We start from the raw sequence: 18,432 nt of genomic DNA, 5'->3' as shown, positions 1-18,432 counted from the left end.
ATTTAATATAAACGAGATTAATAAAAATCAATTACTAATTACTTCTTAAAAATTTGTTTTTCTTCTCTTCACAAAATACAAACCAATACCAACTATAAGTAACATAAACCCTGCAACTAAAATATTAAAGTTGTTTGTCGCTGTATCTGGAAGCTCATTAGCTTGATGAGCTGGAACATTAGAAGACTTTGGCTGTCCTTCAAATACACCATACGTACTAAAGTGATCCGTATAAACGGACACCTTGCCGTTCTTATAGTCTCCACCAATCAATTCCCATTTTCCTGCTTTTTCATTCCAATAATAAACTTTTACATTTTTAGGATTTTTGACTTGTTTTGGATCAACTTTAAATGTGAGTTTCACTTTATCATCAAATTCATGGTACGTTTTCCCATCAGCTTCTATTGTAAAGTCATAAGCAATAATGGAACCTTTTACTTCCATTTTCTTCACGTTAATATTTACGTTTTCAGCTAACGGAAGAACGGAGGCAGGGATTTGTACTTCTACATTTCCATTACTTACTACAATCGATGCTCCTGCTTTCTGTAAAGCTTGGACTTGCTCTTTTGTTAATGTAAATGTTGCATTGATTTTGTTATCCAGTTTGATAACAACTACAGCATTATCCGCAATATTTGCAAGGGCAGAATCACTAATCTTATACTTGCTACCATCCTTTATTACTTTCGGTTTAATTTCTTTTACTTTATTTGAGTTACCAGGTTTTTCTCCTGGCTTATTGCCTGGCTTTTCTCCAGGTCCTTGTCCTGGCTCTTTACCTGGTTCTTCACCCGGCTCTTCTCCTGGCTCTTCTCCTGGCTCCTGACTCACATCAATAATTCTGCCTTCTACTTCAGTAGGAATTCCCTCGCTTCCAATACTTACTAAATGGTCACGGAAGTTTTCCCAATCAGATAGTCCTAAGTCTGTAACGCGTCCTTCTGCATAAGCTTTAGCAAAAACGTCATAGCCGTCTCCACCTTTGGCAGTAAATGCATTTGTAGCAATTGTGTACATCGTATCATCTTGTACTTCTACATATTTACCAGCTTCATTTAAATAGGAAACAGATACAATTCGCTCTCCAGGTAGTTTTGTTTCATCATATACAACTTTTCCACCCGCTACATGTAAGAAACCACCATTTTCTGTTGGATACTGACCTAAAGAAATTTCAAATGCCTCTTTTAGCTCAGCACCTGTTACATCCATAGTTGCTAATGTGTTGTTAAATGGAAGGACCGTGATTATTTCACCAACAGTGATTGGTCCTTTATCAATTGCTGCACGGATTCCCCCCCCATTTTGCAGGGCCATAATAATATTTTTACCAGTGAACGTTCTTGACTTCTCAAGCATTCCATCAGTAATCAAGTTCCCTAAAATCGTTTCATTCTTGCGGACACTTGGTTTTGTATCATCGCCATTCGTACGTGGACTTTCTAATGCAATTGGTGAGGACACGCCGATTTCCGTTTTTGCCACTTGATTAATTTTCTCTTTAAATGGCTCCAATACTTTAACAGCTTCTTCATCCTCTTCTTGAGCACCGATAGCTACTAAGTGACCGTCATAAGTCTTCACTACATCATTTTCATCAAAAGTTACATTTACAACGCCAAGATTGCTGTTTGAGTTACCAGTTTGAACAATTAGCGTAGGTGTTTCATCCTCGTCTACTATTACTGGTTTCTCCAATGTTGTATGGCTATGACCACCGACAATCACGTCAATACCTTCTACTTTTTCCGCAAGAATTAAATCATTATCAATTGCTGCATTATCGTCATATCCAATATGGGTCAAGGCAACAATTCGATTTACCCCTGCTTCTTCAAAAGCTTCTACTGCTATTTCTGCTTCTTTCAAATAGTTTTCAAAAGCAATCGATCCTGGGCTAGAAATATCCGCCGTTTCCGCTGTCGTTAATCCAAAAATCCCAACTTTCTCTCCGTTTACCTCTTTGACAATGCCATTATATATCTTTCCGTTTTCACTATTCGATTCAATCGATTTGTTCTGAAGTCCAGTAAATTTCCCATCTTTCGAAAAATCAACATTCGCACTGACAAATGGGAAGTTTGCTCCCTTAATAAAGTCAGCTAGCGCTTGATGACCTTCTGCAGAAGATCCTAAATCAAATTCATGGTTTCCAAAGGTCATTGCATCAATGCCAAGCAAATTCAGCATCGCTAAATCAGCTTTTCCTTGGAATTCATTAAAGTATAAGGTCCCTGTAAATTGGTCTCCTGCATGAAGGAGAAGGGCATCTGGATTTGCTGCTCTTATTTCTTTTACCGCAGTAACTGTCTTCGGTATGTTATCCAAAGCTGAGTGGATATCATTAGTATGCATAATAGTTAAATCAGGTACTTCTGGTAAATTAGATAAATCAAGTTGAACCATTACTGGATCATGGTCAGATGCTTGTCCAGTTGCTTCCGTAAAGTTTGCGTTAATATGAATCATATCAGCCGTTGTTACATTTGCTAATCTATTTGTTACTAAAATATGGTCTAGTACTTGGTTGTTACCTTGGAAGAAGTAGGAGAAACGATCTTCAGCTGGAACCTTTTCCACCATATTTGTTAAAATCTCACCCTTTAAAGCCTTAAGAGCCGGTGTAAATTCAAAATCATTCATGTCTCCAGTTACAACCACATTTAAGTTAGGGTTTTTGACAAGCCCTTCTTTAATAAAGTTGTTTACTTCTTGGGCAAGCTTGATGCGCTCTGCTTCAGAAGACAGTACAGGCGGCTGGTTAGCTCCCCATAAAGTTTGATCTCCACCTTTAGAATTCAAATGGTTTCCGATTACTACAACACGCTGACCTTTAAATTCAAATTCTGCAGCAAGTGGTTTACGTGTGTTAGTAAATGCTTCTGGGTTAATAACACCTGGGTTTAATGTAAGGTTCCCTGTTTCCGTCCATCCATTTGCTTCCGTTGCTTTTCCCTTCGTTCCTTCAACCAATGTTACACGTTCAGGGTTGTAAAGATGACCAACACGAATATTGCCACCAGGAGCTCCACCGTTTGTGTTATTTACAGGAGCCACGTCTATCCATTTATATGCTGGACCACCTGCAGCAACAATTGCATTGATTAAACGTTGATAGCTTTCTGATGCATCAGAGTTTCCTGAATCAGTTTCTCCATCATTATCCTGAACCTCTACTAACGTAATAATATCAGGAGATTTCATGTTTTCTACAAATGACTTGGCAATTTTAGCTACTTTGGCATCTGGAGTGTTTGCTTTATTATTAGAGAAATTCTCAATATTGTATGAAGCCACGGTTAATTTATCCTCTGCCGGGACAATATGAGTAACTTCTTGTGTTAAATTGGATTTTGTTAAAGTAGGTAATTCGTTTTTATTAACAGATAATTGATAACCATTACTTGAATAGGTTACGACACCGATAACATCACCATTAAACTTATCACCTTGCTGGAAATCACTTCCCACATTATCTAAAAAGATTTTTTCTGGGTTATAATCGTCTTCAGCAATATTTAATCCACCTTGATTATTTAACGTATTATTCGTCGTGCTTTCCACAATAATAGGCACATCATTCGAATACGGTGGTCCTACTACTAGTGCATTTGGGAATGATACACGCATATATTCAAGAGATTCCCAAAAGTCAATTCCATCTTCATCTGGATCAAAAGATGTCATTTCATCATTATCAATTACTTTGTTTGGAGGAAAAATATCTTTCCCAATAATAAGTGGAGCTGGTAGTTCAGCCGTCCCATCTTTAGTAATGGATGTTGCGGTAATTTGTGTTTTGGACAGATTAGCTCCTCCGCCATATTCCGTAACAGTTCCATTAACGGAAACTTTGTCTCCAACAGAAACCCCGTGAGAGGACTTGTATACTTCAATTGCTTCAGATGTTTCGATATCTGTATCTGCTCCATCCACATCCTGCATAACAAAACTGCTTGACCCAAACACATGGGTTACAACACCAGTTATGTCCGTAACAGAAGAACCATTATATTCAGAAATATGCCCTTTTCCTTGTATATCATGGATACGGAGATTTTCCGTATTTAGAATTTTAAAAGTAAAGCTAAATACATCACTTACTGTACCATTTGTTACAGCAATTGCTTTAATCGTAGTTTCACCCGTTTTTAAAGAGATTGGCTGTGTGTATTTTGTACTTTTTTCAGTTGGTGTAGAACCATCTGTTGTGTAGTAAATAGCTGCATCTTCTAGACCAGAATTCAATTCAACCTCTGTACCAGCTGGGACTACCCCTGGTGTTTGTGTGGAGTAAACGGCTGGCTTATTCACTAAATCATAGCTATTAAGACCAGTAGTTTTTAGATGATACCCCGTTTCATCGATTGATCCGATTCCGGTAAGATGAACTTTATCTCCTTCTTTGTATTGCTTGATTAAGTCATCATAAGTGGAACCTGTACGATTATCGTGGATAACACGTACCTTTTCTCCACTTTCAAATACAGCTTGGAATGTAGCAGTGCCATAGCTATCCTTTGTCATTTCAGAGATTGTAACATTTTGTAATGTAAGCAATTCACCTTGTGTGGAATCAGTTACTTCCGTAACAGACTGCGCTTCTGGCAGATCATTGTCTGAAGACACGATATCAAGACTTTCTGGTTCAATTTCCAGTTCATTTTTATATGTCTTCAATACGCCCGTTATTTTTATCTTCTCTCCTGGCTTAACAGATTTAGGGCTAGCATAAACATACATTCCAGCAGTGGAATCTTGCATATAAAAAGTTTCGCTTCCCCAAAGTCCTGAATTTGTTGTCACAATTCCTTCTATCGTAACTGTTTTACCAGTGCCAAGTTCACGAGCATCTGCGATCGAAATAGCAGGTTCTGGTTCTGCAGGTTCAGTTGGCTCTTCAGGAGCAGCTGTACCAAAAGTATGTATGCCAAGATTATCAAAGGAATTAATTCCTTTGTTCGTCCATTCTACATTTCGATCAAAACTATCTTTAATATTTTTGTCACCAGATAAAACATCACTATTTCTAATTAACGTAACGTCTTTAGCAAAATCAGCATTCGAACCAACTTGGCCAAGTGAATCAATAATAGATTCTCCTTTTAATAGAACAAGAGGATCGTTACCATTAAAATTAATTACCGTCGAATTTTCTAGATTTCCTTTTGCCTTTATTTTTTCATCGGCTTGACCGTGATAAATAACATAAGTTTCGCCATTTTTTAATGTACCGTTTAGTGAGAGCTTATGGGAAATTTTCTCTGCACCATTTGTATGAATTCCAAGGCTGTACTGACTTAAATCAAGATCAGCGCCAGTTCCGTTATATAACTCAATCGCCTTATTAAAGCTGCTTCCCTCGATATATTCTGAGATAATCAAATCTGTAGCTACAACCGTTTCTGCCTTTACATTTAGATTAGCTACTGGTGAGAATAAACTAAAAAGTATAGCAATTATCGTAATAACACTAAGATTCCTCTTATTTCTTCTTTTCATGTTTTTTCTCCTCATATTTTTTAGATTAGCTTCATGATTCGGACGTCTCGAAAGGAGACTATCTTGTTTGAAAATGACACATACAAGATTCTGAAGATGAACTACTAAGGTCCTAGTCCTGTTAGAAAATTATCCCAATAGAATAGTAGTTTTCCATATTCAGCTTCCCATCCATAACTTTTTCACAATCCACTGTACCACTGCAAAATTAGCTAGTTTCTTTGTCACATCCTTTTTCTTACAATATAGTTGTAGCTCATAAAATGTTATAGGCCTAAACACCTATACAACTAATCGAAGGATAATAAGTTATATTTTTACTATTAAAATATAACAAACCTATCCGTGAATCATTGTATAATGATATAAATCGCATAACAAGATACATTTTCAAAAATATAAAGAATTTACAAAAAAAATAGAATTTTAATGCTATTTGTCGTAATATGAATAAGTTTTTTTTAATAAAAAAACGTTTTCTATAACATGAATTCGGAATAACAATCTTTAAAAAGTCCAACTTCTTCTGTCTAATTTTTTTGATACCAAATAAAAAAACTAGTAACAAACTCCTATTTATAAATCAGCATTCCTTTAGATATTTAGATATACTTCCTACATGAATAAAAATAAAATAAGCAAGTTTACGACTAAAAAAAGCTGAATTAAAAAATTCAGCCCTAAATTGGATCCGTATTTTGAAAATGAGAATGACTCCAGACATAATGGAAAAACTCCTCATCACTACTTTGTATAATATAACAAAAGTGTGGTATATTGTAATCTTCATAGATTACAATATATCAAGTAGAAATGGAGGTTAAATATGCCCTTTTTATCATTCCTTTTGTTTGTATTAGTTAGCAGCTTTACTCCAGGTCCAAATAATTTTATGGCAATGTCGTTTGCTAATAAATATGGATTTAAAAAAACTATTAAGTTCAGTTTGGGAGTTTCAGCTGGCTTTTTTGTTTTAGCTTTGATGTGTAGTATTTTTAATCTTTTGCTTATAAGTATCCTGCCCATTATAAAGTTACCATTAACTATTTTAGGTGTCGGCTATATTCTTTACTTAGCTTATAAAACACTTACGAGTAAAAGCATCCATAATAATAATGAAAAAAATGATGAGACAAACAAAAATCTTTTTTTAATCGGCGTTTTGATACAATTTATTAATCCAAAAGGAATTTTGTATGGGATTACAGTTGTATCAACCTTTATATTGCCTTACTACACTTCTTACTTTAGTTATTTTATCTTTTCATTATTTTTAGGGATTATCGGATTTCTAAGCTCATTATGTTGGAGTATATTTGGCTCCATCTTTCAGAAGTCATTATCAAAATATCAGAAGCCATTTAATATCATAATGGCCTTGTTATTAATATATAGCGCTATTTCCATTGTTTTACATTAAATTCATACATACGACAAGAAGGAGGGTGGTTAATCCCCCTCCAATTTTTCTTGCTGAACTCTTCCTTCTTAAAAAAATTTCAAAACGATAAAGCATAGATAATAAGAGACTGTTCCAAGAGCTTGTCTTTAAAACCAGCTCTAAAAAAACAATCGAAAAAATTCATCTATATCCCTTTACTTTTAAAATCATTATCTTTTGGAAAATTCCGCTGCAACACTATGCTCATACCAAATTTCTCTGTTCCCTCCTTATCACTCACCAGAAGGAATGGTAATCGGTGTTGATGTACATAATGGGATTCCAAAATTAGGAGAACCATCGGCATTCCAATTGAATTTTTGAATTCGGGTACTTCGTCGCTGGCTGCCTCCTTCTGATTCGGAGATAGCATGATATACAATCCAATCTTCTGTGCCATCAGGGGATTGTGTAAAACTATTATGGCCAGGAGCAAATACCTTATTTTCGATACTTTTCTTAAACACAGGCTCTGTAGATTTAAGCCAAACTTCGGGATTCATAACATCCTCATTTTCTGAAATGGTTAACATCCCCAAACTATAATCATCTGACCAAGTGGTACTAGCAGAATAGATTAGAAACAACTTATTATTCCTCTTTAACATTACTGGTCCCTCATTAATCGCCATTCCACCTTGCTTTTCCCAATCATACTCAGGTTTTGACAATAAAACATTCGGACCAGTAAGTGTCCACGGATTTTCCATCTCAGCTATATAGAGAGCTGATCCATACTCAGGAAAGTTCCCATATCCAGCATATATAAAATAAAGTCGACTTTTATGTTCAAAAATCGTTCCATCTAAACCAGGGTATTCTGTATTTACATATCCTTTTTCTACCCAATCCCCGTTAAACGGGTCTTCCGCCGAATTCTCTAGCACAAAAATCTTCCTTGATTGATCATCGCCTATTCCGTCATTCGCGGTGAAATATATAAACCATTTCCCATTTATTCGATGAATTTCTGGAGCCCAAATATTTGCACAATTGATTCCTTCATTCGGAGCAGACCAAATCGTTTTACAACTTCCTTTTGCTATTCCACTTAATGTGGGTGACTTCCATAAATCAAGTCTTGTCCTTTTCGTTACCATAAAATAGTAAGTATTGTTATCTTTATACACCCAGGGATCTGCCCCAGGTTCTAGAATTGGGTTATAAAAAGTTAATTTGCTCATCATTTCCTCCACTATCCTTTTTTATGTTGAAATCATCCGTAAAGTAAGGGTTTTCATTTTTCTCCCTATCAATAGCTATGATCAGATAAGGAGCAAGCTCTGCTTCTTCATTATCTCCCCGTTTGTTTAGAATCCCCCGCTTCATCGAAAATATATAATTTTTATTCTATTAATCTCCTAAACGAATATTTATAGTTTCATTAATCCCCGAATTCCATACATATCCCTACTCTCTCTTTTACTTATCTAATCTATTTATTCTCTACAATTCTTTCTTTTCCTTTAAAATTACCAAAGAGTATGAATAGGCTGCACTTTTTTTAGATCACATAGATTATTATATGTTTAGCCGCTCTATCTTTTCGCCTTACGATGGAATGTACCCTCTAAATTTCTTTTTAGTCATCAACCAATTATTTCATTTTTTATTCAACTATTCCCATATGGGAAAACCTCTTATCATATTGTATAATAGATTTTTATCCTATTATGAGAAGCAAGAAAAAGATTTCCATATAGAATCAATAAAAAACGGTGAAAGTTCCTTTACCATCCAAATCAAAAGACATTTTAGACAATATAAATTTCCAGTTAGAAAATCCATCCAAAATCAAGTATGATATCAACATGTGATAGTAGAAAAGGGGTTAAAAAATGAGCGTATTAAACGTAAAAAATTTAAGTCACGGTTTCGGGGATCGTGCAATATTTAATGATGTGTCTTTTCGGCTTTTAAAAGGAGAACACGTTGGACTAGTTGGGGCAAATGGTGAAGGTAAATCTACTTTCATGAATATTGTTACTGGAAAGCTACAGCCTGATGAAGGGAAAATTGAGTGGTCACGAAAAGTCCGTGTTGGTTATTTAGATCAGCATGCAGTCCTTCAAAAAGGGACGACGATGCGTGAAGCGCTAAGCACTGCTTTTCAATATCTTTTTGATGCGGAAACAGAGATTAATGAGCTTTATGCAAAAATGGGTGATGAAGGTGCTGATATTGATGCATTACTTGCAGAAGTGGGAGAGCTGCAGGAAACGCTAGATAGTAATGATTTCTACCAAATTAATGCGAAAGTCGAGGAAGTTGCTCGTGGTCTAGGATTAGACGATGTCGGACTAGATCGTGATGTAGCTGATCTTAGCGGTGGACAACGCACGAAGGTTTTGCTGGCTAAGCTATTACTAGAAAAGCCTGAAATTCTATTACTAGATGAGCCTACAAACTACTTGGATGAACAGCATATCGAATGGTTGAAACGCTACTTACAGGAATATGAGAATGCATTTATCTTGATTTCCCATGACATTCCTTTCTTGAACAGTGTTGTTAACTTGATTTACCACATGGAAAACCAAGAATTGAATCGCTATGCTGGCGACTATGATAACTTCTTAAAAATATATGAAATGAAAAAGCAGCAACTAGAGTCTGCTTACAAGCGTCAACAACAAGAAATCGCTAATTTGAAAGATTTCGTTGCTCGTAACAAAGCAAGTGTTGCGACTCGTAATATGGCCATGTCTCGTCAAAAGAAGCTCGACAAAATGGACATTATTGAATTAGGGAAGGAAAAACCAAAACCTGAGTTTAAATTCAAAGAAGCTCGCGCAGCCAGTCGTTGGATTTTCGAGACGGAGGATCTTGTTATTGGTTATAATGAACCACTTTCTCGCCCTCTTAATCTAAAAATGGAACGGGGACAAAAAATTGCCTTCGTTGGGGCAAACGGTATTGGTAAGTCTACGCTTTTAAAAAGTATTCTCGGCTTGATTAATCCTCTTTCGGGTAAAGTAGAGCGCGGTGATTATCAACATATTGGTTACTTTGAGCAAGAAGTGAAAGAATCCAACTACAACACTTGTATCGAAGAAATCTGGAGCGAATTCCCAAGTATGAATCAAGCAGAAGTCCGTGCTGCTCTTGCAAAATGTGGATTAACAACGAAGCATATTGAAAGTAAAATTGAAGTCCTTTCTGGTGGAGAAAAAGCCAAGGTTCGCTTGTGCAAGATTTTAAACACAGAAACGAATTTATTAATACTAGACGAACCTACCAATCACTTAGATGTAGATGCAAAAGAAGAATTGAAGCGTGCTTTAAAGGAATATCGCGGAAGCATCTTAATGGTATCCCACGAACCTGATTTCTATCGTGAAATTGCGACAGATATTTGGAATTGTGAAGATTGGACAACGAAAGTATTTTAAATAAAATTGAGGGGTACTCAAATGAATAGAATCCAATTGGGTACCCCTTAATCTTTATATCCCAGCTATATACATCAATGTTTTATCTTACAGGTTTCCTTTCCTCATTACTTTCAGATTACTCCGGTAAAATACAAATAATATAAAGATGAGAAGCAACAGACAGATGCTAATTAAAATGCCTATTAATAAAGCCATCGATAGCTCTGTAGAATTTTCCGCTCCTACACTGTCCACTCTGTAGTGAACATTCTCTTCATCATCTGTAAATAACTGAAGCTCCTCTGCTTTCCTAGTAATGCTACTGCCTGTTTCCACCTTTTGTGTAAAAAGCTGTCCTTTCCATTTGTCATGGTCATTTGCTTTGCTTCCATCAAAAGAAATAGCACGTTTTTCTGCAGTTAAACCATCTGTCTTAGATGATTGGCTCGATTCTTTTAGAAAATCTGTATTCTTTTGATTACGACCGCTTTCGTATTCATTAGGCTGTAATCTATCAATCATAGAATCTGCCCTTGCCGTTTGCTCGGTCAGCCAACTGAAGATAGCCATGATTACAATTAAGATTAGACTAAGAAAGATATGTTTACTATATCGATTCATTTCTCGAATCATCCTCTATTTCATTGCTTTTCCATCTTTCTATAAGAATTTGTACTCCTATCAGTATCAGTAACCCAATCAATAGAATGATAGCTGCCGGAGCAAATAACGATTGCGTTCCATATTGAATAGACATATAAACTTTGGACATCGGATCATCATAACTGAAATTCGGTGTTGTTAAAGCTAATAGCGGTGTTACATATAAAATAATTAATCCGACTGTAAGGAATAAACCAAGAAGTTTTTGTGCTGCAAAACTGACTGCAATTATGCTAGAACTCACCAATAATAAAAGGATAGTAAATACAGTCCATTGCATCGTACTGGCTTGAGAGAGTTCATAGATATTTAATCCATATAAACTAATCACAAAGCCGACAATCAAATTAAGTAAAAGAAAGACGGTTCCACGGAACCACAATGGAATACGTTTAAAGTAATAGGTTGTATACCCAATTAGTAAGCTGCTAATTAAAACAATAAACATAATAACCACAGGCGGAATATTTTTTTCCTGTTTTACTTCACTTGCACCAGCTGTTAATTGTAGTGGACTAGATAAGAAATTATAAACGTCACCTTTAGAGCGTCCTTCAATAAATGCATTTTGCAGAACACTAAAGACATCATCCTTTATTTTTCTTGTTGAATCTACATTTACAGCCCATTTATTATTTAAGGCATCTGCATCTGTCTGTACAAACGAAACTTCATCATGCAGTTCATTCGTATGGTCAATAACAGTCTGCTGGTGCTTTCCTGCGTCTTTTATGGAAGAATGAATAGCATTCACTTGCTCGATGATCTGTGAATGTACCGTTACCAGTTGAGTTCCCTTTGCCGATCCTGGTTCATGTGTCGTAGTTTGTTCCCCTTGCTGTATTTGCTGAAGTAATGCTTCCCCTTCTGTTTTAATCTCGGATAAATTCTGAGTTAATTCTGTGTGATGTGTGTCAAGGCTTTCCTTTGATTTAGCCAAGAATACAACAAATTGGTCTTGAAGTGCTGTTAAGCCATCTCCAATTGTCGGTATTTCTGCTTCCACATTTGTCCAGTCAGTTGTTTCCGCATCTGTTAATTGAAAAATCCTTGTAAGTTCTGTAAGGAATTGTTCGTTTTTCATTACTTCGCTCTTTGCTTTGTTCTCAGAAAGCATATTGTTCAACGTCGTTTCATATTGATCTAGATAAGCATAGTAATAGAGCAAATCCATAATATCTCCAGTAAGAAATTCCTTATGGAACCAAGTTTCAAGGATAAGTCTTCTATCCCCGGACAGTGCTGGTGATGCTAAAATTGCCTCTTCTTTCTCTTCTATTCTAGCTATAATAGAATTCATATTGTTTGTAAGAAGTGTCAGCTGTTCTCGCAATTCATCATTTACTTCTATGAGAGATTCTATATATTCTTTCAGCAATCTGTTCTCTTCGGTAAGAGAATTTTTATTTTCTGTAAGCTCTTTGATCGTATTTGCCAGCGTTTCATTGTCAGTGAGAAGTGCAGCAATTTTTTCTTTTAATTGCTGAATAATTTGATTGTTACCCTCGTCACTCGTTTTAAGTGATTGCTTCACATCCTGCAAGTTTTTTTGAATGTCCTTTAATTGTATTTCAAACTGACTCTTACTTTCATCAGGAATTTGTTGATCTGCCTGTATATATTCATGAAGTTTTTTCAATAATTCTTCCATTTGTGCTAACTGCTCTTCTGCAGACAAACTTTTCGTTTCCCTGTTTGCTCCATTATCAGTATTTGAATTTCCCTTTGTATGTTGCGTACTTTTTAATACAAACTCTTCTCCTGTTTGGTCGTCCGTATCCTTATCTTCATCAGATGTCGGCAAATTAGGAGATTCTGGATTTTCTGGCGGTGCTTCTGGTAACAAGCTACCTTCCCCTTCTGCTAATTTTTCTTTGGTTTTCACTATCTTTTCTTGAAAAGAATTCAAGGATTCTGTATCAATTAATTGCTTGTAATAATCTAGCATTCTGCTCTGATAGTCAAGAATTGCTTCCCTTTGTTTATCCAAAGCCAGTAATCTATTTTCTTTTAGTAATGTTAATAGCCGTTTACTATTGTCTAGCTTTTCATAAACGGAATTAACGTTGCTCATTAATTGTTGGTTATTCTCAGACAGAAAAAGTGACTGTTCCGCAAAATAAGGAGATGAAGCTTCTGTCGCTGACTGTACTGTAGAAAGAGCAGTAGTCTGCAAGTCTGTCAATTTTTGTTTTTGTTGTTGCTGATACTCTTCATATGCCTTGATATAGTCAACTAAACTGCTTAAATCCTCAGAAAATGACTTCATAGATTGATTCTGACTATCACTTTGCGTGCCAATTTGTTCTATAGATGACTTCATGGACTTTAATACGCCCTCTTGTTCTAAAATCTCATCAGCAAGATTCTTGGAACTTGGTTTATAGAAAGCTAGCATAGTCTGCTGAAAGTCTATTTCCTTTTGCAAAATTTCTTCAAATTCAGAGCGTACCATTTCCATATCTTTCGCTACATAATTCCAATATAAGGAACTGATACGTTCATTTGCCCGCTTTGTAGCCCTTTCTATCTCCAAATTTACTTTTTCAGTATTTACTGCATTTAACTGACTTTGAACATTATATTTAAATGTCACTTTACTTGGATTCTCTTCTTCATATGCCATCACTTGTTCAGAGAAATTAGATGGAATATAGATGACAGCATCATATTTCTTATTCCTTAATCCATTCTCTCCAGCGCTTCTAGAAACAACAGTCCACTGAAAAGAAGACTCGTTGGAGAGAATGGAAGAGACATCTCCCCCTAAAAGTCTATGTTCTCCAGCAATATCAACACCAGCATCTTCATTCACAATTGCAATTGTTTTGGTTGTATTTGGCTTCTCCAAAAATGGATGATCTCCAATCAGCTGAAAAAATAATACTGGAACACCAATTATAACAACCAGGGCAATAACCATCTTCCACAATTTCACTTTTCCCATCAAGAATATACCTTCCTCTCCATAAGCACTAAAGGAATTTGAATTTTTCTCTCAAGCCCATTTTTTACATAATATCCATAGCCAGGCTGGATTTCTGGTTCCTTACGCTCATATGACAAAGTGTACAAGGATTGTTCCGATTTCTTCATTAGCAACAATGCCTGCCTAATTTGCTTTATTTCTAAAGTTAACGGATCATAGCCTTTTGTTAATTCATTAGTACTGCCTGAAACTACAATCTGAAACCCTAAGTGACTATAATTTTTCATTAGTCTCACAATCATCTCCTGCATTCTATTGTCTATTTCCTGAAGTAATCTTCCATATCCATCTACAACAAACAACAAAGGAGTAAAGATCGGAAGTGCCTTTCCTTCTAAAATCGCCTTATCATATTGACGATTTCTTTCTAAAAGCATGGCTTCAGTAGATTCTAGCCATTTAGCAACAGTACCTCGATCTGTTAGATATTGAACCCGGTCATCTTCCGCTAAATAAGCTAACCCGCGATTGATAGAATCCCATATTCCAATTCCTTCCATACCTTGTTGGATGGCATGGTTTATAAGTAGCTTAATAACATTTGTCTTTCCTTTTTGTGCTTGGCCTAAAATCATGAAATGATTCATAGCATGAAAATCAACAAATACAGGCTGGACAGATTCTTCGTCTAAACCAATAGGTAAGAGACCGACTGAAGTTTCTTCCTTTATATATTCCTTAAAGCTAATGTTAGTTAACTCTTTTGGAAGCATTGGAACCCTTTGAGGAGTTCGACAGGATTCATATTTCTCTCGTAGATTTTGAATGGATGCCTTGAGTTCCGTTAGCTGGTCGAAATCATTATCACCAATGCAAGACAGTAAAATCTGCGTAAAATATGTGCCTTCTTTTTTTATAATAGCCCTGCCTGGAATAGGCTCGGGTTCATAAGGAATTCTTCCCAAAATAGAATAAGCTTCTGTATGGTCCATTAAGTAATGCACTATTTTCGTCTTTAAATTATTCATCAAAGATGGTCTAATGGAACTTACACGAGTAGCGCCAAAGAACATATATATTCCTAATGATTGACCATCCCGAGCGAATTGATTTATCTGTGCTTCTAAATCAGCCATTTCGTCTTTGACAATATCGTAATTATCAATCACGATAAACCACACTGGAAGCGTCTCATCATTTAGCTGATTATACATAGAGATAGAACTTACTTCTGTTTGCTGAAAAAGCTGTTTTCTTAGATTTATCTCATTCTGCAAAATAGCCATAAATTTATTGATTTTTTGCTGTTCATCCATTAAGAATAATTCACCGACATGAGGAAGTTGCTTAAGAGGCATTAATCCACCATTGCCAAAATCCATTAAATAAAAATGGACCTCTTCTGGAGAATAATTTTCTGCAATTCCCATAAGAAGAGTAATTAAGCTCTGCGTTTTTCCATAGCCAGATGTGCCAAAGACTCCAACATTTCCGTCTTCTAGCAAAGTATAGGGATAGATCGATTGACTTTGCGCTTCAGGATCATCTATCATAGCCAGATTAATTTTTCTGTAGTTCTCATCAGGCTGATAATCTGGACGATATATTCTTGGAGATAAAGGCGGAAGCCATGGACTTGATAGTTTTGTTAGCTGAAGCTCCTTTTGTAGCTCTTCTATTTTTCCCACAATAACATCAATCTCACTGCTTGCTTGCACTTTCGTTTTTTCCTGTACGGATAACTCTGATAAAGGAATTAACCCTAGATCCGATACAATTGCAATTTCATCTTCCATTTGTGAAGTATCTTCTTGATAATTCGCACCGCTCCATGCAGATTGGAATAATTCATACACCTCATTATTGCCGACTTGCAGATAGCCCCTACCAGTAATAGTAAGAGAGGCTGCATCACTGTTCTTTAAAATCTCCCTGCTGTCTTCTGCATTTTGAACCTTAAGGGCAATGCGGAAACGAGCGTTACTCCAGATTTGAGAATCAATTACTCCACCTGGCTTCTGTGTTGCCAATATTAGATGAACCCCTAAACTTCTCCCTATTCGAGCAGCACTTACCAGTTCTTTAATGAAATCAGGCTCCTCGCTCTTTAATTCAGCAAATTCATCAGAAATAAGAAATAAATGCGGCAGCGGCTCCTCAATTTCTCCCCTTTTATACATGCTTGTATAGTCATTAATGTGATTGACTTCGTATTTATCGAACAAACGCTGTCTTCGTTTAAGTTCACTTTTAATAGAAGCAAGAGCACGATTACTAAAGTTTCTGCTGCCTTCAATATTGGTAATAGTACCTAACAAATGTGGCATATTTCGAAATGGCTGTGCCATCCCTCCACCTTTATAGTCAATGAGTAAAAATGCTACTTCATGTGGATGATAATGAACTGCAAGTGATAAAATATATGTTTGCAAAAGTTCACTTTTCCCCGACCCAGTTGTACCTGCCAACAATCCGTGTGGTCCATGAGCTTTTTCATGGAGATTTAAATAGACAATATCAGACTTACCTTTCAGTCCGATTGGAGCGGCCAATGTTTTAGCAGACTCATTTGTGAGCCAATTTTCTTTAATTGGAATTTCATCAACATCTTTTGCCTTAAGCATCTCCATAAACGAAACCGTTTCTGGTATAGAATTAGTAACCCCCACCTGATGATTAAGTGTTTTAAGCATGCGGGCATACTCTTCATTACCATTTAAAGCATGATTATCCAAATTAAAAGGAATCTGCACTGCGGCTTTATTTTGGATTAATATATCGCCCTGTCTTCCGTTCACATATCGAATCAATGTATGAATATTATTTGAGAAACTTTCTTTTGCTTCACCTGCAAAGATAGCAGATATGCCCAGATGACTGTAAGAGCCTTCTAAATATTCTAGAATTACATGTTCAGCTAGGAGTTCCTGATTCGTAACAATAAAGACAAAATGGGGAGCAAAACGAGTTTTTTCATCTGTTTCATCCACATCTCTTTCCCTGATCAATTCATAAATAGATGACAATAGCTGATCCCTCGTTTGTTCATTATAAATAAACCCTTTAGCAAAAGATTGAGGAATTTGAAAATGAGGCAGCCATTTCATCCATTCCCAATACTTATATTCCTCCTCATGAAAAATAAAAAGAAATCGTACATCATGATAACTATGAAAAAATGCAAGCTGCCCAATGATTTGGTGCAATTCTCCCTTTAATACGGACATCTTACCAATAAGACCAATGGATCCTTTCGATAAATCGGCAGTAATTGGAAGATTTTTCACATGCTGATAGGTCTTCTGCAGATGCTTTGACCTTTCAAGCAATTCATCCATCTCCCGATTAGATAAATCAGCAGAGTTTACACTTATTTGATAACTTGCAGGAACATCCCCTGTCCCCAGTCGAAATTGTAAAAAGTCTTTACTATCTATACTTCGCTCCCAGATTCGGTCAGAAATCTGTTCCGTCAAATATTTCATTCTTTCAAAAGAAGGAAAATGAAACTCCAGTACTTGTCGCTGCTTTGAAGCTAAGGATTCAAGCTCCCTTCTTTTTTCTTCCAGATAATTAGAATAGACTCTTTTTCTTCGTTCTTCTTGCTCTTTTCTGGATGTCTTTTCTTTAAAATACTGAATCGTGGAAGTAATAATAGTCATAGCGAACATCACAATGGAAATAAGAATAAAAATTCCTCTTGGTATTAATAAAGCAACAAGTCCCATCACGATCATCATCACTAAAGGTGGAAGAATGATTAGCCATAGACTTCTTTTAGATTGCATCGATTCTTGACCTGGAAAGGATAACTGCACTTTCTCCTTAGGTAATTCATACAGCATTCTAGGTGTCCTCCGATAATTCGGATAGCGTTTCATCATCTCTGATTGAGGAAGGGAAATCTCTTTTAGAGATGACTCAAATTCATAGAAGCTCTCTATTTGAATTACATCCTGATCCATCAATGTAACATATATGCCATTCCAGAAGAGTATATCGCCAACCTCTAGCTTTTGTTTGTCTAAAACCAAATGACCATTTAGATAAACTGTAGAATCTCTAGAAATAATTTCCCAATACTTCTGATTTTTTATTAAAGAAAGCCCTTTTGCGCCATGTTGCATATGCGCTTTTTTTATGTAAATAGATTTTTTTTCGAAATGGCATTCTTCATCCTTTGAAACTGGTTCTACCATACATACTACTTCAGACTGATTTCCAATATAGTAAGTTTTTTCGAGCTTCTTCCTGCTTGTCATAAACAGCGTAAGGCTTTGACTTTCCAGGCTTAGTTGATAAAACTTCTCTGTCCCCATCACAGTTTCAGTCGAACCTATCCTATATATCGCCCTGTCATCTTCCCCCACTTTTACAAGTATGGAAGAAGGGAAAGATGGAAGAGTAATATTGTCTCCAAATTCTGGACCAATGGTAATACTGCTATTTTTTGTTAATTTAATAGAATAATAGGTTTGTTCATGGAAAACAAACAGCGTATACATTACATCACCTCA

Annotated in this window: 7 protein-coding genes; 2 read left to right on the top strand and 5 right to left on the bottom strand. The window is 36.0% G+C overall.

What is annotated here, in order from left to right; genetic code table 11:
- Positions 1-45: 45 nt before the first annotated feature.
- Positions 46-5,508 (bottom strand): 5'-nucleotidase C-terminal domain-containing protein, encoded by a 5,463-nt coding sequence (locus NiCM35_RS18025; RefSeq protein ID WP_433780372.1) that lies wholly within the window; start codon positions 5,506-5,508, stop codon positions 46-48.
- Between the two features lie 826 nt (positions 5,509-6,334).
- Here NiCM35_RS18025 and NiCM35_RS18020 point away from each other — a divergent pair.
- Positions 6,335-6,928 carry a LysE family transporter gene (locus NiCM35_RS18020; RefSeq protein WP_095330810.1) on the top strand — a complete coding sequence of 198 codons (594 nt, stop codon included), beginning with the start codon at positions 6,335-6,337 and terminating at the stop codon, positions 6,926-6,928.
- A gap of 254 nt (positions 6,929-7,182) precedes the next feature.
- Here NiCM35_RS18020 and NiCM35_RS18015 read toward each other — a convergent pair whose 3' ends face one another.
- Positions 7,183-8,133 (bottom strand): glycoside hydrolase family 43 protein, encoded by a 951-nt coding sequence (locus NiCM35_RS18015; RefSeq protein ID WP_171510286.1) that lies wholly within the window; start codon positions 8,131-8,133, stop codon positions 7,183-7,185.
- 654 nt (positions 8,134-8,787) lie between these two features.
- Here NiCM35_RS18015 and NiCM35_RS18010 point away from each other — a divergent pair.
- The gene (locus NiCM35_RS18010; RefSeq protein ID WP_047941682.1) at positions 8,788-10,341 is read left to right on the top strand and encodes an ABC-F family ATP-binding cassette domain-containing protein; all 1,554 of its coding nucleotides are present in this window, start codon (positions 8,788-8,790) and stop codon (positions 10,339-10,341) included.
- An 87-nt stretch (positions 10,342-10,428) separates the two neighbouring features.
- Here the strand turns inward: NiCM35_RS18010 and essA are convergent, their stop codons facing one another.
- The 3 genes from essA to essC are packed head-to-tail and all read right to left on the bottom strand — an operon-like array spanning position 10,429 to position 18,420.
- Entirely contained in the window at positions 10,429-10,944 is a 516-nt protein-coding gene (gene essA / locus NiCM35_RS18005; RefSeq protein WP_164463960.1) for a type VII secretion protein EssA, read from the bottom strand.
- Complete coding sequence (gene esaA / locus NiCM35_RS18000; RefSeq protein ID WP_123258911.1) at positions 10,931-13,933, bottom strand: type VII secretion protein EsaA; 3,003 nt, start codon at positions 13,931-13,933, stop codon at positions 10,931-10,933. The genes essA and esaA overlap by 14 nt, the downstream gene beginning before the upstream one ends.
- Positions 13,933-18,420 carry a type VII secretion protein EssC gene (essC, locus tag NiCM35_RS17995; RefSeq protein ID WP_433780368.1) on the bottom strand — a complete coding sequence of 1,496 codons (4,488 nt, stop codon included), beginning with the start codon at positions 18,418-18,420 and terminating at the stop codon, positions 13,933-13,935. The genes esaA and essC overlap by 1 nt, the downstream gene beginning before the upstream one ends.
- Positions 18,421-18,432 lie beyond the last annotated feature (12 nt).

Source organism: Niallia sp. M35 (assembly GCF_050971705.1).
Classification (GTDB): domain Bacteria; phylum Bacillota; class Bacilli; order Bacillales; family Cytobacillaceae; genus Niallia; species Niallia circulans_A.
This window is presented reverse-complemented; position numbering and strand designations above follow the sequence as displayed.